14 protein-coding genes are annotated in these 16,307 nt (G+C 64.7%); 8 read left to right on the forward strand and 6 right to left on the reverse strand.

All coding sequences use genetic code 11. The features are described from left to right. Positions 1-180 precede the first annotated feature (180 nt). The 5 genes from AC1Q5S_RS14895 to AC1Q5S_RS14915 all read left to right on the forward strand — a co-directional run bounded on the left by AC1Q5S_RS14895 (position 181) and on the right by AC1Q5S_RS14915 (position 3,533). A complete protein-coding gene (locus AC1Q5S_RS14895) occupies positions 181-1,218 on the forward strand; it encodes a histone deacetylase family protein (protein ID WP_303833477.1) in 1,038 nt (345 codons plus the stop codon). A 30-nt stretch (positions 1,219-1,248) separates the two neighbouring features. Further along, a complete protein-coding gene (locus tag AC1Q5S_RS14900; protein ID WP_303833478.1) occupies positions 1,249-2,346 on the forward strand; it encodes an NAD(P)/FAD-dependent oxidoreductase in 1,098 nt (365 codons plus the stop codon). Positions 2,347-2,484: 138 nt separating this feature from the next. Next, positions 2,485-2,787 carry an ElaB/YgaM/YqjD family protein gene (locus AC1Q5S_RS14905; RefSeq protein ID WP_303833479.1) on the forward strand — a complete coding sequence of 101 codons (303 nt, stop codon included), beginning with the start codon at positions 2,485-2,487 and terminating at the stop codon, positions 2,785-2,787. Positions 2,788-2,826: 39 nt separating this feature from the next. Beyond that, the gene (locus tag AC1Q5S_RS14910; RefSeq protein ID WP_303833480.1) at positions 2,827-3,222 is read left to right on the forward strand and encodes a phage holin family protein; all 396 of its coding nucleotides are present in this window, start codon (positions 2,827-2,829) and stop codon (positions 3,220-3,222) included. After that, a complete protein-coding gene (locus AC1Q5S_RS14915; protein WP_303833481.1) occupies positions 3,219-3,533 on the forward strand; it encodes a hypothetical protein in 315 nt (104 codons plus the stop codon). Before AC1Q5S_RS14910 ends, AC1Q5S_RS14915 begins: the two co-directional genes overlap by 4 nt. A 59-nt stretch (positions 3,534-3,592) precedes the next feature. On the opposite strand, the gene AC1Q5S_RS14920 is transcribed toward AC1Q5S_RS14915, so the two are convergent. Next, the gene (locus AC1Q5S_RS14920) at positions 3,593-4,675 is read right to left on the reverse strand and encodes a quinone-dependent dihydroorotate dehydrogenase (RefSeq protein WP_303833482.1); all 1,083 of its coding nucleotides are present in this window, start codon (positions 4,673-4,675) and stop codon (positions 3,593-3,595) included. Positions 4,676-4,713: 38 nt separating this feature from the next. Between AC1Q5S_RS14920 and rpiA the strand changes: the two genes are divergently transcribed. Next, on the forward strand, positions 4,714-5,406 hold the full coding sequence (gene rpiA / locus AC1Q5S_RS14925) for a ribose-5-phosphate isomerase RpiA (RefSeq protein ID WP_303833483.1): 693 nt from the start codon (positions 4,714-4,716) through the stop codon (positions 5,404-5,406). A gap of 44 nt (positions 5,407-5,450) precedes the next feature. Here rpiA and AC1Q5S_RS14930 read toward each other — a convergent pair whose 3' ends face one another. The 5 genes from AC1Q5S_RS14930 to AC1Q5S_RS14950 all read right to left on the reverse strand — a co-directional run bounded on the left by AC1Q5S_RS14930 (position 5,451) and on the right by AC1Q5S_RS14950 (position 12,357). Further along, positions 5,451-6,095, reverse strand: coding sequence for a glutaredoxin domain-containing protein (locus tag AC1Q5S_RS14930; RefSeq protein ID WP_303833484.1), 645 nt, complete (start codon positions 6,093-6,095; stop codon positions 5,451-5,453). A 42-nt stretch (positions 6,096-6,137) separates the two neighbouring features. Continuing rightward, positions 6,138-8,171: a M3 family metallopeptidase gene (locus AC1Q5S_RS14935; RefSeq protein ID WP_303833485.1), complete on the reverse strand. Its 2,034-nt coding sequence runs from the start codon at positions 8,169-8,171 to the stop codon at positions 6,138-6,140. Positions 8,172-8,235: 64 nt separating this feature from the next. Beyond that, positions 8,236-9,102, reverse strand: a complete 867-nt coding sequence (folD, locus tag AC1Q5S_RS14940) for a bifunctional methylenetetrahydrofolate dehydrogenase/methenyltetrahydrofolate cyclohydrolase FolD (RefSeq protein WP_303833486.1) — start codon at positions 9,100-9,102, stop codon at positions 8,236-8,238. Positions 9,103-9,175: 73 nt separating this feature from the next. Continuing rightward, complete coding sequence (locus AC1Q5S_RS14945) at positions 9,176-9,802, reverse strand: response regulator transcription factor (RefSeq protein WP_303833487.1); 627 nt, start codon at positions 9,800-9,802, stop codon at positions 9,176-9,178. Then, positions 9,799-12,357 (reverse strand): PAS domain S-box protein, encoded by a 2,559-nt coding sequence (locus tag AC1Q5S_RS14950; RefSeq protein WP_303833488.1) that lies wholly within the window; start codon positions 12,355-12,357, stop codon positions 9,799-9,801. The genes AC1Q5S_RS14945 and AC1Q5S_RS14950 overlap by 4 nt, the downstream gene beginning before the upstream one ends. A 167-nt stretch (positions 12,358-12,524) precedes the next feature. Between AC1Q5S_RS14950 and aceE the strand changes: the two genes are divergently transcribed. Then, complete coding sequence (gene aceE, locus AC1Q5S_RS14955) at positions 12,525-15,239, forward strand: pyruvate dehydrogenase (acetyl-transferring), homodimeric type (RefSeq protein WP_422205071.1); 2,715 nt, start codon at positions 12,525-12,527, stop codon at positions 15,237-15,239. A 101-nt stretch (positions 15,240-15,340) separates the two neighbouring features. After that, a partial coding sequence (locus tag AC1Q5S_RS14960; RefSeq protein WP_492239046.1) for a biotin/lipoyl-containing protein occupies positions 15,341-16,307 on the forward strand: 967 nt, incomplete at its 3' end.

The raw sequence follows: 16,307 nt of genomic DNA on the forward strand, positions 1-16,307 counted from the left end.
CAATTCAACCCTTGCAGGCGCATGTCTGCAAGGGTTTTTTCATGGCCGGGGCATAACGGCGCACAAGCGGATGGATTGGCCGTTACAGTTGGCGTTCCGCGTCCGCACATTGCGCGAAGCGGCCTGCCCCCGGGACGCTATGTGGGCGGCGAAACGTTTCCCCGACCTTGCCCTTACTCCATGCTGGCCTTTCACAACCCGCTGCACCGGGGGCATGCCCCCGTCCATGAATTCTTCCGGGGTGAACGCGTGCCCTGCTTCGAAACCCCCACGCGGGCCGATTACGTGGAAAGCAGCCTCCGGGCCCGTGGCCACCGCTTGCTCGCGCCCGATGTCGACAGCTCAACGGTGTTGGGCCAGGTTCATGCGGCGCGCTATCTGGCATTCCTGGAGGGGGCCTGGCCACAGTGGCTGGCGCTCGATGCCGCCCATGCCTCGGTGCAACCATTCCCGTCGGTATGGCCGGTGCGCACATTGCGCAGCGACAGGGAGCCTGACAATTTCATTGCGCGCCTGGGCCTGTACTCCATGGACAACGGTACGCCGCTGGCGGCAGGCACCTGGGCTGCAGCCAAGGCCGGCGCGGATGCGGCGGCCAGTGCGGCCTTCCGGGTGGCCACGGGCGAGCGCGCCGTGTTTTGCTGCACGCGCCCGCCCGGGCACCATGCGGGACCCGATTTCATGGGGGGGTACTGCTTTCTCAACAACGCGGCGGTGGCGGCCCAGGCCTTGCGCGACCGGGGGGCGGATCGCGTGGCCGTGCTGGACGTGGATTACCACCATGGCAATGGCACCCAGAGCATCTTCTACGGCCGCAGCGATGTGCTGTTCGTGAGCATCCACGGCGACCCCCGCACCGAATACCCTTTCTATCTCGGCCATGCCGATGAAATCGGCGAGGGCGAAGGAGAGGGCTGCAACCTGAACCTGCCGCTGCCCGCCGGCACCACCGCAGCCGCCTGGTTTGCTGCACTGGAGCAGGGCTGTGCCCGCATTGCAGGGTTTGGGGCGGATGCCCTGGTGGTTTCGCTGGGCCTGGATACCTTCGAAGGGGATCCCATTTCGCGGTTTGCCCTCGCGTGTGCCGATTTCTCCCGTCTGGGCGCGCGGCTGGCGGGATTGAAATTGCCGACGGTGCTGGTTCTGGAAGGTGGCTATGCCGCCGCAGAGCTGGGCACCAACGCAGTCAATGTGCTGGACGGTTTCGAGCAGGCCTGAAGGTATTTTCAGGAAAAAAGGAAGACAGAGATGATGGACAAGGTGGATTGCGTCGTGGTGGGCGCGGGTGTGGTGGGCCTGGCCGTGGCCCGTGCGCTGGCATTGCAGGGGCGCGAGGTGATGGTGCTGGAGGCCGCAGACGCCATCGGCACGGGCACCAGTTCGCGCAACAGCGAGGTCATTCATGCCGGGCTGTATTACCCCCCGGGTTCGCTCAAGGCGCGCCTGTGTGTGCAAGGCCGTGATCTGCTGTATGCCTATTGCGCCGACCATGGCGTGCCGCACCGGCGTTGCGGCAAGCTGCTGGTGGCGACTTCACCGGAGCAACTGGCGGGCCTTCGGTCGATTCAGGAGCGCGCCACGGCCAACGGTGTTCTGGACCTGCAGTGGCTGGACCGCGACGCGGCCCGGGCACTGGAGCCCGCCCTGGAGTGCGTGGCGGCACTGCATTCGCCCAGCACGGGAATCGTGGACAGCCATGCCCTCATGCTTGCCCTGCAGGGTGATCTGGAGCATGCCGACGGAATTGTTGCATTGAATTCGCCTCTGGCATTTGCCGAATGTGTGCAAGGCGCTATCGTTTTGGAAGCAAAAGATGGCACGCGCCTGCAAGCCAGTACCGTGGTCAATGCGGCGGGTTTGCAGGCGCCGGCCCTGGCCCGGCAGTTTTCCGGGCTGGACGCACGCCATATTCCGACCGCCTATTACGCCAAGGGCAGTTATTTCACGCTGACCGCAAAGGCGCCGTTCAGCCGCCTGATCTACCCGGTGCCCGAGGCTGCGGGGCTGGGGGTGCACCTCACGCTGGATCTGGGCGGGCAGGCCAAGTTCGGGCCGGATGTGCAATGGGTGGACTCGGCCGACGACCTGCTGGTCGATCCGGCGCGGGGAGAGGCCTTTTATGGCGATGTGCGCAAGTACTGGCCAGGCTTGCGCGATGGCGCGCTGGCACCGGGCTACGCGGGCATCCGGCCCAAGATCCATGGCGCCGACGCACCCGCAGCGGACTTTCTCATCCAGGGGCCGCGCGACCATGGCGTGCCAGGTTTGGTGAATCTTTTTGGCATCGAATCTCCGGGCCTCACCAGCGCCCTGGCCATCGCCGACCATGTGCTCTCTCTGGTTTGACTTGTGTCAAATCCCGGTCTTTTGGTAACGTTTAGCGACCAAGCAGCGTGACAGGTTTTTGGGCATATCGCTAAGATGGTCCTCAGGCTGCAGCATCCACGCTGCATGGCTGCTCACTGATTGCAACGAAAGGCATGTATGACTGCTTCTGACACCACCACCACCCAGGGCGAACTTGAAAAACTCGTATCCGATCTGCGCGGCTTGTTGGCAAGCCGGGATCTGGATTCGTTCCCCGAGATCAAGGTGCTGCGCCAGCGCCTGGACGACGGCATGCATTCGGTGCGGGAATCAACAGTGCGCGCCGCGCAGGAAGCAGCCCGCCAGGCCAAGGATGCCGCCCTGGCGGCTGACCGCTACGCCCACGATGAACCCTGGCGCGTAGCCAGCGCGGCGCTGGCCGTCGGTGCTCTGGTGGGATTTTTGCTTGCGCGCCGTTGATCGCTTGCCGTCCATTGCGCTGATGCAGGGAGAGTGCGTATGAACTGGCTTTCCTTGCTCGGACTGGAGGCATTCGCGGCGCGGTGGCGGGCGAATGCCATCGAGGGGGCCATCGCTGCCGAAGATCGGCTGGAATTGGCGCGCCTGGAGTGGCTCGATCAAAAGCAGCGCTTGCAACAGCTGCTGGCGCTGTTGATCGCCGTCACCGGGCTCACCCTGGTGGCCCTGGTGATGGTGTCGATGGCCGTGCTGGTGCAGTTCTGGGACACGCCCCACCGCGTGCTGGTGTCCTGGGTGGTGGCAGGGACATGGCTGGTGGCCTGGTGCGCTGCCATCGTCAGGCTGGTGGCGGTGGTGCGCAGCGCGGGCAATGGTTTTGCCCTGACCCGGCGCGAGTTGTCACAAGACTGGCGTGATATCAAGGAGCGCTTGTGAGTTCTTCCGAACAGGCCTTTCCCGTGCATGCCACGGTGGCGCAGCAACGGGTGCTGGATCGCATCGCCGAGCAGCGGGAGCGTTTGCGCGCTCGCCGTGCCGCGCGGTTGCAGGCCCAGGCCCAGGCCTTGGCTGCTGTGACCGAGGGCGACGATGCGGCGGCTTCATTGCTGTTGCGCGTCGCTGGCTTTGTCCGTCAGCATCCTGCTGCCGTTGCCGCGCTGGCCGGCGTGGCGATTGCCACTGGCCCACGCCGACTGGTGCGATGGGCAGGGGTGGTGCTCCCGCTGGTGATGCGCCTGCGCCGCTAAGGCGCGATGTGGCGGCAAGGTGGGGCGCAAGGCCTCGCCCTTGACCGTTCATCAGCCGTTCAGGCCATTGCCTTGATGGCGCGCGCCGCCTTCGCGACGAGCGCGGGGCCTTCGTAGATCAGGCCGGTGTAGATCTGCACCACGTCCGCTCCCGCGCGGATTTTGCCCAAGGCATCTTCCGCACTGAGAATGCCACCCACGCCGATGATCGGAAAACGGCTGCCCAGTGCGGCGCGCAGCTGGCGGATAACCTGGTTGCTGGCTTCCCGCACCGGTGCACCGCTGAGCCCTCCCAGTTCTTCGGCATGGGGCATTCCCTTGACGGCTTCCCGGTTGATGGTGGTGTTGGTGGCGATCACGCCATCCATGCCGTGGCGTTGCAGTGTGGTGGCAATCACCGCCACCTGCGCCTCGTCGAGGTCGGGGGCAATCTTGACAAAAATGGGTACGCGGCGGGACGAGGTGACACCCTTGCTGCCGGTCTGGCGGTATTGCCCGGCCAGTGCTTCGCGGCGTTCGGCAATCGCGCCCAGCAGGGCATCAAGGGCCGCGTCGCTTTGCAGCGCGCGCAGGTTCTGTGTGTTGGGTGAGCTGATATTGACCGTGACGTAATCGGCGTGCGGGTACACGCCGTCGAGGCAGGTGAGGTAGTCGCTGGTGGCGTCTTCGATCGGGGTGCTGGCGTTCTTGCCGATGTTCAGGCCCAGCAGCATCGGGTGTTTGCGATGCTGGGTGCGAAACCGTGCCTGCTGCACGTTGTGGATGAATGCGTCCAGGCCGTCGTTGTTGAAGCCCAGCCGGTTGATCAGGGCCCTTGCCTCGGGCAGGCGGAACATGCGGGGCTTGGGATTGCCCGGCTGGGCCTTGGGGGTCACCGTGCCCACCTCCACAAAGCCGAAACCCATGGCGCCCAGAGCGTCGATGCAGCGGGCATTCTTGTCCAGCCCGGCCGCCAGACCCACGCGGTTGGGGAAGGTCAGCCCGGCCAGCTCGATGGGGTCATCCACGGTTTCGTTGCACCAGGCCCACTGCATGGGCGTGCCTTGGCCGCGCGCGAGCATGCCCATGGTGAGTTCATGGGCGGATTCGGCATCCATGCCGAACAGGAAAGAGCGGGTGAGAGCGTAGGGGATCAGTGACATGGAGGGATAATTCGACGATTACCCTCTGATTCTCCCCCATGACGACTCCATCCCCTCTGACCCAAGACGAACTCAAGGCCCTGGTGGGCAAGGCGGCCCTGCAATACGTGGTGCCCGGTGCCATCGTGGGGGTTGGCACGGGCTCCACGGTCAACCACTTCATCGACGCGCTGGCGGGCATGAAAGACCAGATCCGGGGTGCTGTTTCCAGCTCGGTGGCGAGCACCGAGCGACTGCAGGCGCTGGGAATTCCGGTGTTCGATGCCAATGAAGTGGAATCGCTGGCGGTGTACATCGATGGCGCCGATGAAATCGACGGCCACGGTTGCATGGTCAAAGGCGGCGGCGCTGCATTGACGCGCGAGAAGATCGTGGCGGCCCTGGCCAGCCGCTTTGTCTGCATCGTTGATGAGTCCAAGCTGGTGCCAGCACTGGGCCGCTTTCCTTTGCCGGTGGAGGTGGTTCCGATGGCGGCGCAGCACATTGCGCGGCGCTTCGCAGCGCTGGGTGGCACGGCGTGCCTGCGCCGGAGGGACGGACAACCGCTGGTGACGGACAACGGTCAGCACATCCTGGATGTGACGGGCTTGTCCATCACCGACCCGCTGGCGTTTGAGTCCCAGGTGAACCAGTGGCCCGGGGTAGTGACGGTGGGTGTATTTGCGCACCAGAAGGCATCGGTAGGTCTTGTGGGAACCACGCAGGGCGTGGTGAAGACCTTCACCTACTGAACAGCGTCAGGCTGTGCCGGCCCGGTCCGGGACGGCCCGCCGTGTCAGAAGCGGATACCTGCAGGGTTGCTGGGCGAAGGGCCCTCGGTGCTGGGTGCGGGCCGTGGACGCTCCGCAGGTGTTCTTCTGGCCGGCGCGTCGGGTGCCAACGGTTGCGCAGCCTTGGCGGTCACCAGCGGGGACGCGGGCGGGCGGCGGTAGTTCGGTGGCAGCTGGGATTGCGGGGGATATCCGGCCGCGTTCAGGTACTGGGTCCACTCGTTTTCGGAAAATCCCGCCAGCTGCTGGCCACCGATCGTGGCAAACGGCAGGCTGCTGTTGCCGCTCATGCGCTGCCATGCTTCGATGTCCTCGTTGGTGTTGACGGTGCGTTCGGCAAACGGAATGCCACGCCCCACCAGCAGGTTGCGGGCGCTGTTGCATGGAGCGCAGTCACTGCCGGTGTACAGCGTCACGGGAAAGCGTGCCGCAATCTGCTGCAGCGCGTAGGGCAGGGCAGGACCGACGGCTGCGGAGGAAGCTTGCCAGACGCCTTGTGCGGGTTTTGCCTTGCTGTCGGGCGCGCGGTCCGAGAAGGTCACCTTTCCATCGGGGCCGACCATCCGGTACACGGTCTGGGCATGGGCGCCGGCAACCGCCAGCACCATCCCCAACGAGACCAGCAACGGTGTACACAAAGGCTTGCCCATGGGTTGTCTCCTGATGAAGAAGAGTCGGTGCAACAGAAAGGCTTAGTCTGCCATGCCCTGGTGGCGCAGCAAGGCCTCCAGGCTGGGTTCGCGGCCGCGAAAGGCTTTGAAGGACTCCATGGCGGGGCGGCTGCCGCCCGCCTCCAGAATGGCTTGCCGGTAGCGGCGGCCCGTTTCAATGCTGGCCAGACCATCGCTGCCAGCGGTTTCTTCAAAGGCGGCGTAGGCATCGGCACTGAGCACCTCCGCCCATTTGTAGCTGTAGTAGCCCGCTGCATAGCCACCCGCAAAAATATGGCTGAAGGTGTGGGCCGTGCGGCTGAACGAGGGCGGTGGCAGCACCGACACTTCGCTGCGCACCTCCGCCAGCAAGGGCATGAAATCCTGGGCGGGGTCGTGATCGGTGTGCAGCAGCATGTCGAACAGGGCAAACTCGATCTGGCGCAGGGTGCCCATGCCGCTCTGGAAGTTCTTGGCAGCAATCATCTTGTCGAACAGTGCACGCGGCAGCGGTGCACCGGTATCGACGTGCGCCGTCATGTTGCGCAGCACATCCCATTCCCAGCAGAAGTTCTCCATGAACTGGCTGGGCAGTTCGACCGCATCCCACTCGACACCGCTGATGCCCGATACGTCGCGTTCGTTCACCTGCGTCAGCATGTGGTGCAGACCGTGGCCGAATTCGTGGAACAGCGTGATCACGTCGTCATGGGTGAGCAGCGGGGGTTTGCCGTCCACGCCGTCGGCAAAATTGCACACCAGATGCGCCACGGGGGTCTGCAGCGCGCCGGTGTCGGGACGCAGCCAGCGGGTGCGCACATCGTCCATCCAGGCGCCGCCGCGCTTGCCGGTGCGGGCAGGCTGGTCGAGGTAGAACTGGCCCACCAGCTGGCCGTCGCGTTCGATGCGATAGAACTCGACGGCGGCATTCCACACGGGCGCGCTGTCGCGGTGGATGCTGACCTCGAACAGCGTTTCGATGATCTTGAAAAGGCCGGCCAGCACCTTGGGTGCCGTGAAATACTGCTTGACTTCCTGCTCGCTGAAGGAATAGCGCGCTTCCTTGAGCTTCTCGGCAAGGAAGGGCCAATCCCAGGCCTGTGGATCGCTCAGGCCTATCTGGCTGGCTGCGAAGCCGCGCAGGTCTGCCACGTCCTTTTCGGCATGGGGCCGGGCGCGGCGCGCCAGATCCCTCAAGAATGAAATGACCTCGTCAGGAGACTGGGCCATCTTGGGCACCACCGATACCTGGCCGAAATTGTCGTACCCGAGCAGCTGTGCCTCTTCGCGGCGCAGCGCCAGAATTTCACGGATGAGCGCCGAATTGTCGAAGCGCCTGGCCTCGCCTTCGGCCTGGTCGGAGGCGCGCGTCACATAGGCGCGGTACATCGTTTCGCGCAAAGCGCTGCGGGTGGCAAATTGCATCACCGGCAGATAACAGGGCATCTTGAGGGTGAGCTTGTAGCCGCTCTTGCCCTCTGCCTGGGCCGCTGCCAATGCGGTCTGCTGGACATCGGCGGGGACGCCATCGAGTTCTTCCGCTGTGGCGTAGTAGGCAAAGGCGTCGGTGGCGTCGAGCGCGTTTTCGCTGAATTTCTGGCTCAGCTCGGCCTGCCGTTCCTGGATCTGGGCAAAACGCTCCTTGGCGGCCCCGGTGAGTTCGGCTCCGCTGAGGACGAAATTGCGCACGGCGTTCTTGTGCGCCTGGCGCTGCTCGGGGGTCAGGGTGGCGGGATCAATGGCCTTGTACTTGGCGTACAGGCGCTCATCGGCGCCCAGGCGGGTCCAGAACTCGGTCACCCGGGGTAGCGCTGCGTTGTAGGCAGCGCGCAGTTCCGGGGTGTCGGCCACGCTGTTGAGGTGGCTGATGCCCCCCCAGGCGGTACCCAGGTGCTCCGTGGCAACGTCCAGCACCTTCGCAATGGCATCCCAGCGCGCAGGAAAGTCAGCGGCCGTGACCGTTTCGAGGGCGGCATTGGCTTTTTCCAGCAACACGTCAACGGCGGGGGCCACGTCGTCTGGCGTGATCCGGTCAAACTGGGGAAGGTCGGAGAAGTCGAGGAGGGGGTTGCTCATGCGTATGTAGATGGCGCTTTGCGGTGCGGGTTCAAGTTGCGAGGCTGCGGAAGCAGGGCTGACTTCAGGCGCCGGCGGCGCGTTCAGCGGCTTCCAGGGTGTTGACCAGCAGCATGGTAATGGTCATGGGCCCCACGCCGCCGGGCACAGGGGTGATCCAGCCGGCCACTTCCTTCACGCCGTCAAAATCCACATCGCCGCACAGCTTGCCCTCGTCGTTGCGGTTCATGCCCACGTCGATCACCACGGCGCCGGGCTTGACCATGTCGGCCGTGAGCACGTTGCGCTTGCCCACGGCGGCCACGATCACATCGGCCTGCAGGGTCTGGGCCTTGAGATCGGGCGTGCGCGAGTGGCAGATGGTCACGGTGGCATCTTTTTGCAGCAGCATCAGCGCCATGGGCTTGCCCACGATGTTGCTGCGACCAATGACCACAGCGTGCTTGCCCCTGAGGTCGTAGCCCTTGCCATCATTGAGCGATTCGAGCATCTTCATGCAGCCGTAGGGCGTGCAGGGCCAGAAGCCGGGCATCCCGGTCATCAGTGCGCCGGCGCTGGCAATGTGAAAGCCGTCCACGTCCTTGGCGGGCGAGATGGCCTCGATGACCTTTTGCGCATCGATGTGCGCGGGCAGCGGTAGCTGCACCAGGATGCCGTGGATGGCGGGGTCGTTGTTCAGGGCCTCCACGCGGGCCAGCAGCGCGGCTTCGGTCATGTCGGCCGCGTATTTTTCCAGCACCGAATGCAGGCCGCTGTCTTCGCAGGCCTTGACCTTGTTGCGCACATAAACCTGGGAGGCGGGGTTGTCTCCCACCAGCACCACGGCCAGGCCTGGCGTGGTGCCCCGCGATTTGAGGGCGGCCGCGCGCTGGGCGACTTCGGTGCGCAATTGGCGGGACAGGGCGTTGCCGTCGATGGGTTGTGCGGTCATGTCAGAAAATACGGATAAAAATGGCCTGTAGCGCCTTGTGGATAAGCGCTGTAGGCTATGAAATAGGGAGCAATCAAGCCTTGGGCGCGTTCTGGCCCAGTGCAATCTTGAGCAGATCGGCCACGGTGTTGGCGTTGAGCTTTTCCATGATGTTGGCGCGGTGGGCCTCCACCGTCTTGATGCTGATGCCCAGGTCGTCGGCGATCTGCTTGTTCAGGCGGCCGGCAACGATGCGCTCAAGCACCTGGGCTTCGCGGCCCGTCAGCTTGGACAGCAGTGCGTCGCGGCTGGCGGCCTGCTGGTAGCCGGCAAAGGCTTCACGGGCATGGTCGAGCATGCGCTCCACCAGCCCGACGAGCTCTTCCTCGTCGAAGGGTTTCTGGATGAAATCGAGTGCACCTTTCTTCATGGTATTGACAGCCATGGGCACGTCGCCGTGGCCGGTGATGAAGACGATGGGCAAAGGCGATTTGCGCTCGATCAGTCGGTCCTGCAGCTCCAGCCCCGTCATGCCGCCCATGCGGATATCCACGATCAGGCAGGCCACCTCGCGCGGGTCGTAGCGCGAGAGAAAGGTTTCGGCAGAATCAAAGCAGCGCACCCGGTAGTCCTTGCCCTCCAGCAGCCACTGAAGCGAGTCGCGAACCGCCTCGTCGTCGTCCACTACGTAAACGGTGCCTTTTTTCGGAATCAAACTCATGCAATTGTCCTTGGGGGTTGTGCGTTTGCTACAGAATTTGTAGTGGCATCCACAGGCTTGGCAAGCGGAAGCCAGAAGGAGAACCGGCAGCCTGTGACCTCGGATCCATTGTAGAGGTTCTCCGCCCGCATTCGGCCATGGTGCGATTCGACGATGCTGCGGCACAGGTTCAGACCCATGCCCATGCCTTCCTGCTTGGTGGAGAAGAAGGCTTCAAACAGGCGCTCCAGCACCTCGGGCGCCAGCCCCTTGCCGGTGTCCTGCACCGAAAACTCCACCACATCGCGGTCTTCGACATGCTTGGGCACCACGCGCAGTTCCACGCGGCGGCCGGACGTGGGACGGTTGGCCATCTCGATGGCCTCGGCCCCGTTTTTCATGAGGTTGACCAGCACCTGTTCGATCAGGATGGTGTCTGCCATCACGGGTGGCAGGCGCGCCGCGACGTAGTGGGTCAGGCGCACGTTGTGGCGGCGCAGCTCGATGTCGGCCAGCTCGACGGCCTCGTTCACCATCGAAGTCACATCGGCCAGGGTGCGGTTGGGTTCGCTCTTTTTCACGAAGGCGCGGATGCGCTGGATGATCTGGCCCGCGCGTTGGGCCTGGTGGGCGGTTTTTTGCAGGGCTGCGAGCAGGGCTTCTTCGGTGATCTGGCCGCTGTGGATGCGTGAAATCATCCCGCTGCAATAGTTGCTGATGGCCGTGAGTGGCTGGTTGAGCTCATGTGCCACGCTCGACGCCATCTCACCCATGGTGATCAGGCGGCTGACGGACTGTGCCCGTTCGGCCTGGCGGGCAGCCTGCTCCTCGGCCAGGCGACGCGGAGTGATGTCGGTGGCAATCACCATCTGCGCCAGGCGTCCGTCGACCCAGTTGAGGTAGCGTGAGCGCACTTCCAGCCATTTGCCCATGTCAGGCAGGTAGATTTCGGCGTTTTCGCTGCGTGCGCTGGTCAGTGAGTCGGTGGGCAGTCCCATCAGGCCATCCTCATCGTCCACGCCCGCCATGTGGCTGGTGGCCGCCGGCACCACGCCCGCCTGGGCCACCAGTTGCAGGTGACCCACGGTTTGCGAGCCAAACCACTGGCGGTAGAGCTTGTTGGCAAACAGCAGTTCCTGGCTTCCCAGCGGGGCCACCGACACCGAAGCGTCCAGCGACTCCAGCACGATGGTGAAGCGTTCATAGGAGGCCGACAGCTGCTCGCGGATGCGGTTGGGTTCGGTGATGTCGGTCATCGATGTCATCCAGCCGGTTTGCTGGCCATGGGCATCGATCAGCGGAGACACATACAGGCGCGCGTCAAACTGCGTGCCGTTCTTGCGCCGCACGCGCACCTGAAACCCGCCCGTCACGGTCTTGCCGCTGATTTCATCGCGCAGCTTGGCATACAGGGCTTCATAATCGGATTCGGGCCAGTAGGGGAAAGGGGCCGTCAGGCCCACGAGCTCGGTTTCGCTCCACCCGGTCATCTGGCAAAACGCCGCATTCACATAGGTGATGCGCCCCTCCAGATCCAGCGCACGCATGCCGGTGAGGACGGAGTTCTCCATGGCCCGGCGGAAATTGGTTTCAGCCACCAGCGCCTTCTGGGCCTGCATGCGCCGGCGGGTGTGGCGCCAGGTCGCAATCAGCATCCAGGCCGTCATGGCGCTGAGCGTTCCGACCAGCCAGAACAGGCCGCTGCCCACCACGCCCAGCGATGTGCGGTAGGCCTGCGCCTTGAGCACCAGGCCGTTGCCCACCGGGGAAACGGGTACTTCGTACGTGTTGGCGCGCGGGGTCCACGGCAGCAACTGGGTATTGGGGTTGCGCCGGCCCAGCGGCGTGCCGGCCAGCACCTGGCCGTTGCCATCGAGCAGCGTGACGGCATAACGCGCCAGCACTTCGGTGGGCGTGCCATAGCGCAACAGGCTGTCGATGGAATATTCGCCCAGTACCACGCCGCTGAATTTGCCCTGCTGGTTCAAGGGTACCTGCAATTGCAGCAGGGGCGTGGCGTCGCCCTGGGTGGCGGTGGGCTGCGCATACACGGGTTGCTGCAGGTCGCGTGCCAGCTCGTAGGTGTCCGTGGTGTCACCGGGGGTGAGCACTTCACCGGCCACGCGCAACTCGCTGCTGCCCAGCGTGGGGGCCGCTTGGCTGGCACGGATGCGCCGCTTGTCATCAATCCAGGTGATGGCCTGCAACTCGGGGTGTTGGCTGATCAGGGATTCGGCCCGGCTCACAAACTCCGCGCGGTCCAGGTCCTGGTTGGACAGATCGCGCGCAATGCGCATGAGCTGCTCCTGGCGCTCCAGAAGCCGCAGGCGCACGCGTTGCTGGGCGTATTCCACATCGCGTTTAAGGGCTTCGTGTTCGCGCTCGATCTCTTCGATCCGCAGATACCAGAAGGCAGCCACGATGGCCGCCATGAACATCAGCACGGCAGCCAGCGGTGCCAGTGCGGCAAACCGGTCCTGCCGCGTGGGGGAGAGGCCGCGCCACCACTTGCGCCAACCCCGCGCCGGGGGGGCGATGGGGGCGGCAGGTGCGGCGGTGGCTGGGGGTTTTTCCATGGGGCAAGTGTAGAGGAGGGTGGGCAACGCCATGGCGGTGTCGCGGGGGTGTGCATTCGCAACAAAATATCGTTATGTGAAATTCAAAAGCACTATTCGAAATTCGAAAAAAATATGCGAAACTCAACGCAACGTACTAAATTGCACCTTCAACACAGGAGACAAGCATGTCAGCTCAGCCCGCCCCCCTGGCCGGAAATGGCGCCGCGCTCGCTATCGACACCGATCAGCAAGAAACCCGTGAGTGGATGGACGCGCTGTCCGCCGTGATCGACAAGGAAGGGGCCGAGCGAGCCCACTTCCTGATCGAGCAACTGCTGGAGCATGCGCGCCAGAACAGCATCGACATGCCGTTCTCGGGCAACACGGGCTACGTCAACACGATCGAGCCCACCCAAGAAGCCCACTGTCCCGGCAACATCGCCATCGAAAAACGCCTGCGCGCCTACATGCGCTGGAACGCCATGGCCATGGTGGTGCGCGCCAACCGCCTGAACCCCGCTGACGGCGGTGACCTCGGCGGCCACATTGGCTCGTTCGCCTCGGTGGCCAGCATGTTTGGAGCGGGCTTCAACCACTTCTGGCACGCCGAGAGCGAAGGCCACGGCGGCGATCTGCTCTACATCCAGGGCCACAGCGCCCCCGGCATCTACGCCCGCGCCTACCTGGAAGGGCGCCTGAACGAGCAGCAGCTCGACAGCTTCCGCCAGGAAGTGGACGGGAAGGGCCTGTCGAGCTACCCGCACCCCAAGCTCATGCCCGAATTCTGGCAGTTCCCCACGGTGTCCATGGGCCTGGGTCCGCTGATGGCGATCTACCAGGCGCGCTTTCTCAAGTACCTGCATGCCCGGGGCATTGCCAACACCGAAAACCGCAAGGTCTGGGTGTTCTGCGGTGACGGCGAGATGGACGAGCCCGAATCGCTGGGCGCCATCGGCCTGGCGGCGCGCGAGAACCTGGACAACCTGATCTTCGTGGTGAACTGCAACCTGCAGCGGCTGGATGGCCCGGTGCGCGGCAACGGCAAGATCGTGCAGGAGCTCGAAGGCGAGTTCCGAGGCAGCGGCTGGAACGTCATCAAGCTGCTCTGGGGCGCCGGCTGGGACGCGCTGCTGGCCCGCGACAAGACCGGCAAGCTGCGCCAGCTGATGATGGAGACGCTCGACGGTGACTACCAGGCCATGAAGGCCAATGATGGCGCCTTCGTGCGCAAGAATTTCTTCGGCCGCTACCCCGAGACGCTCCAGCTCGTCGAGCACATGACCGACGAGGAAGTGTTCGAACTGCGCCGCGGCGGCCACGAGCCCGCCAAGGTGTACGCCGCCTTCCACGCCGCCAACGCGCACAAGGGCCAGCCCACCGTACTGCTGGTGAAAACCGTCAAGGGCTATGGCATGGGCAAGGCCGGTGAGGGCAAGAACACCGTGCACCAGACCAAGAAGCTGTCGGACGAAGACATCAAGTACATCCGCGACCGCTTCAACATCCCGATCCCCGACAGCGAGCTGCCCGGCCTGCCGTACTACAAGCCGGCCGACGACACGCCCGAAATGCGCTACCTGCACGAGCGCCGCCAGGCCCTGGGCGGCTACCTGCCGCACCGCCGCGCCAAGGCCGACGAGCACTTCACCGTGCCCGCGCTCGACACCTTCAAGGCCATCCTGGAGCCCACGGCCGAGGGCCGCGAGATCAGCACCACGCAGGCCTATGTGCGCTTCATCACGCAGCTGCTGCGCGACCAGGCCCTGGGGCCGCGCGTGGTGCCCATCCTGGTGGACGAGGCGCGCACTTTCGGCATGGAAGGCCTGTTCCGCCAGATCGGCATCTACAACCCCAAGGGCCAGCAATACACCCCGGTCGATCGCGACCAGGTCATGTACTACCGCGAAGACAAGGCCGGCCAGATCCTGCAGGAGGGCATCAACGAGGCCGGCGGCATGGCCAGCTGGATCGCAGCCGCCACCAGCTACAGCACCAACAACCGCATCATGGTGCCGTTCTATGTGTACTACTCGATGTTCGGCTTCCAGCGCATTGGCGACCTGGCCTGGGCCGCCGGCGACATGCAGGCGCGGGGCTTCCTGCTGGGCGGCACCTCGGGGCGCACCACGCTCAACGGCGAAGGCCTGCAGCACGAGGACGGCCACAGCCACATCCTGGCGGGCACCATTCCCAACTGCATCAGCTACGACCCGACCTTCGCGCACGAAGTGGCGGTGATCCTGCACCATGGCCTCAAACGCATGGTGGAAAAGCAGGAAAACGTCTACTACTACATCACCCTGCTCAACGAGAACTACGCCATGCCCGGCATCACGCCCGGCACCGAAGAGCAGATCATCCAGGGCATGTACCTGTGCAAGCCCGGCGCCGAGGGCGACAGGCGCGTGCAGCTGCTGGGCTCGGGCACCATCCTGCGCGAATCCATTGCCGCACAGACCCTGCTGGCCGCCGACTGGGGTGTGCAGGCCGACGTCTGGAGTTGCCCCAGCTTCAACGAATTGGCCCGTGAAGGCCAGGACTGCGAACGCTGGAACCTGCTGCACCCGCTGGAAGCGCCGCGTGCGTCGTTCGTGGCGCGCCAGCTGGGCAGCCACGCCGGCCCGGTGGTGGCTTCCACCGACTACATGAAGAGCTATGCCGAGCAGATCCGCCCCTTCATCCCTGCGGGCCGCCCGTACAAGGTGCTGGGCACCGACGGCTTTGGCCGCAGCGACTTCCGCAGCAAGCTGCGCGAGCACTTCGAGATCAACCGCCACTACATCGTGGTGGCCGCGCTCAAGGCGCTCAGCGAGCAGGGCAGCGTGCCCGCCACCAAGGTGGCCGAGGCGATTGCCAAGTACGGCATCCAGGCCGACAAGATCAACCCGCTGTACGCCTGAGCGCAACCGGAGACACATCTTGAACCCCCACGCTCATATTCATTCGCTGACCCCCAAGGGGGCGCATGCCTCCTTTGAGGCGGCTCGGCAGGAGGCATAACATGGCATTGGTAGACATTCAGGTCCCGGACATCGGCGACTTCGACGAGGTGGGCGTGATCGAGCTGCTGGTCAAACCCGGCGACACGGTCAAGGCCGAGCAGTCGCTCATCACGGTGGAATCGGACAAGGCGTCGATGGAAATTCCGTCCAGCCACGCCGGCGTGGTGAAAGACCTGCGCGTGCAGGTGGGCGACAAGGTCAAGCAGGGTTCGGTGGTGCTCACGCTCGAAGTGGCGGGGGGCGTGGAATCTGCACCCAATCAGGCTCCGGCACCAGCTCCACAAACGCAAGCAGCTATCCGTACGGCAGCGCCTGTGGCGCAACCCGCTGCCGCCCCGGCGGTTGCTGCAGCGGCGGCCGGCCCGGTCGAAGTGCATGTACCCAACATCGGCGACTTCAAGGACGTGGCCGTCATCGAACTGCTGGTCCAGGTGGGCGACACCATCCAGCGCGAACAGTCGCTGTTCACGGTCGAATCCGACAAGGCCTCCATGGAGATCCCTTCGCCCGCTGCCGGCGTGCTCAAGGAGCTCAAGGTCAAGATCGGCGACACCGTCAACATTGGCGATCTGGTGGCCGTACTCGAAGGCACCGCCGCTGTCGCAGCGCCTGCACCTGTTACAGCCGCTGCACCAGCACCGGCGCCAGCACCGGCCGTCGCCGTCACAGCAGCGCCTGCCGCTGCCCCAGCCTCGGTGGCCGTGCCCGCCCACCAGCCTGGCATCCCCGCGGCCACCCCGTCGCTGGGTCTGCCCCACGCGTCGCCTTCCGTGCGCAAGTTCGCCCGCGAGCTGGGCGTGCCCATCGACGAGGTCAAAGGCACCGGCCCCAAGGGCCGCATCACGCAGGATGACGTGGCCGCCTTCACCAAGTCCGTCATGGCAGGCACGGTGCAAACCAAAGCCCAGGCTGCCAAAGCGCCTGCAGCCACCGGCGGTTCGGGCATCGGCCTTGATTTGCTGCCCT

The organism is Acidovorax sp. GW835-FHT14B10 (genome assembly GCF_058793725.1).

Excerpts from the sequence above, each read along its gene's own strand:
- AC1Q5S_RS14895 (WP_303833477.1), top strand. The coding sequence starts at position 181 with ATGCTGGCCTTTCACAACCCGCTGCACCGGGGGCATGCCCCCGTCCAT.
- AC1Q5S_RS14900 (WP_303833478.1), top strand. The coding sequence starts at position 1,249 with ATGATGGACAAGGTGGATTGCGTCGTGGTGGGCGCGGGTGTGGTGGGC.
- AC1Q5S_RS14905 (WP_303833479.1), top strand. The coding sequence starts at position 2,485 with ATGACTGCTTCTGACACCACCACCACCCAGGGCGAACTTGAAAAACTC.
- AC1Q5S_RS14910 (WP_303833480.1), top strand. The coding sequence starts at position 2,827 with ATGAACTGGCTTTCCTTGCTCGGACTGGAGGCATTCGCGGCGCGGTGG.
- AC1Q5S_RS14920 (WP_303833482.1), bottom strand. The coding sequence starts at position 4,675 with ATGTCACTGATCCCCTACGCTCTCACCCGCTCTTTCCTGTTCGGCATG.
- rpiA (WP_303833483.1), top strand. The coding sequence starts at position 4,714 with ATGACGACTCCATCCCCTCTGACCCAAGACGAACTCAAGGCCCTGGTG.
- AC1Q5S_RS14930 (WP_303833484.1), bottom strand. The coding sequence starts at position 6,095 with ATGGGCAAGCCTTTGTGTACACCGTTGCTGGTCTCGTTGGGGATGGTG.
- AC1Q5S_RS14935 (WP_303833485.1), bottom strand. The coding sequence starts at position 8,171 with ATGAGCAACCCCCTCCTCGACTTCTCCGACCTTCCCCAGTTTGACCGG.
- folD (WP_303833486.1), bottom strand. The coding sequence starts at position 9,102 with ATGACCGCACAACCCATCGACGGCAACGCCCTGTCCCGCCAATTGCGC.
- AC1Q5S_RS14945 (WP_303833487.1), bottom strand. The coding sequence starts at position 9,802 with ATGAGTTTGATTCCGAAAAAAGGCACCGTTTACGTAGTGGACGACGAC.
- AC1Q5S_RS14950 (WP_303833488.1), bottom strand. The coding sequence starts at position 12,357 with ATGGAAAAACCCCCAGCCACCGCCGCACCTGCCGCCCCCATCGCCCCC.
- aceE (WP_422205071.1), top strand. The coding sequence starts at position 12,525 with ATGTCAGCTCAGCCCGCCCCCCTGGCCGGAAATGGCGCCGCGCTCGCT.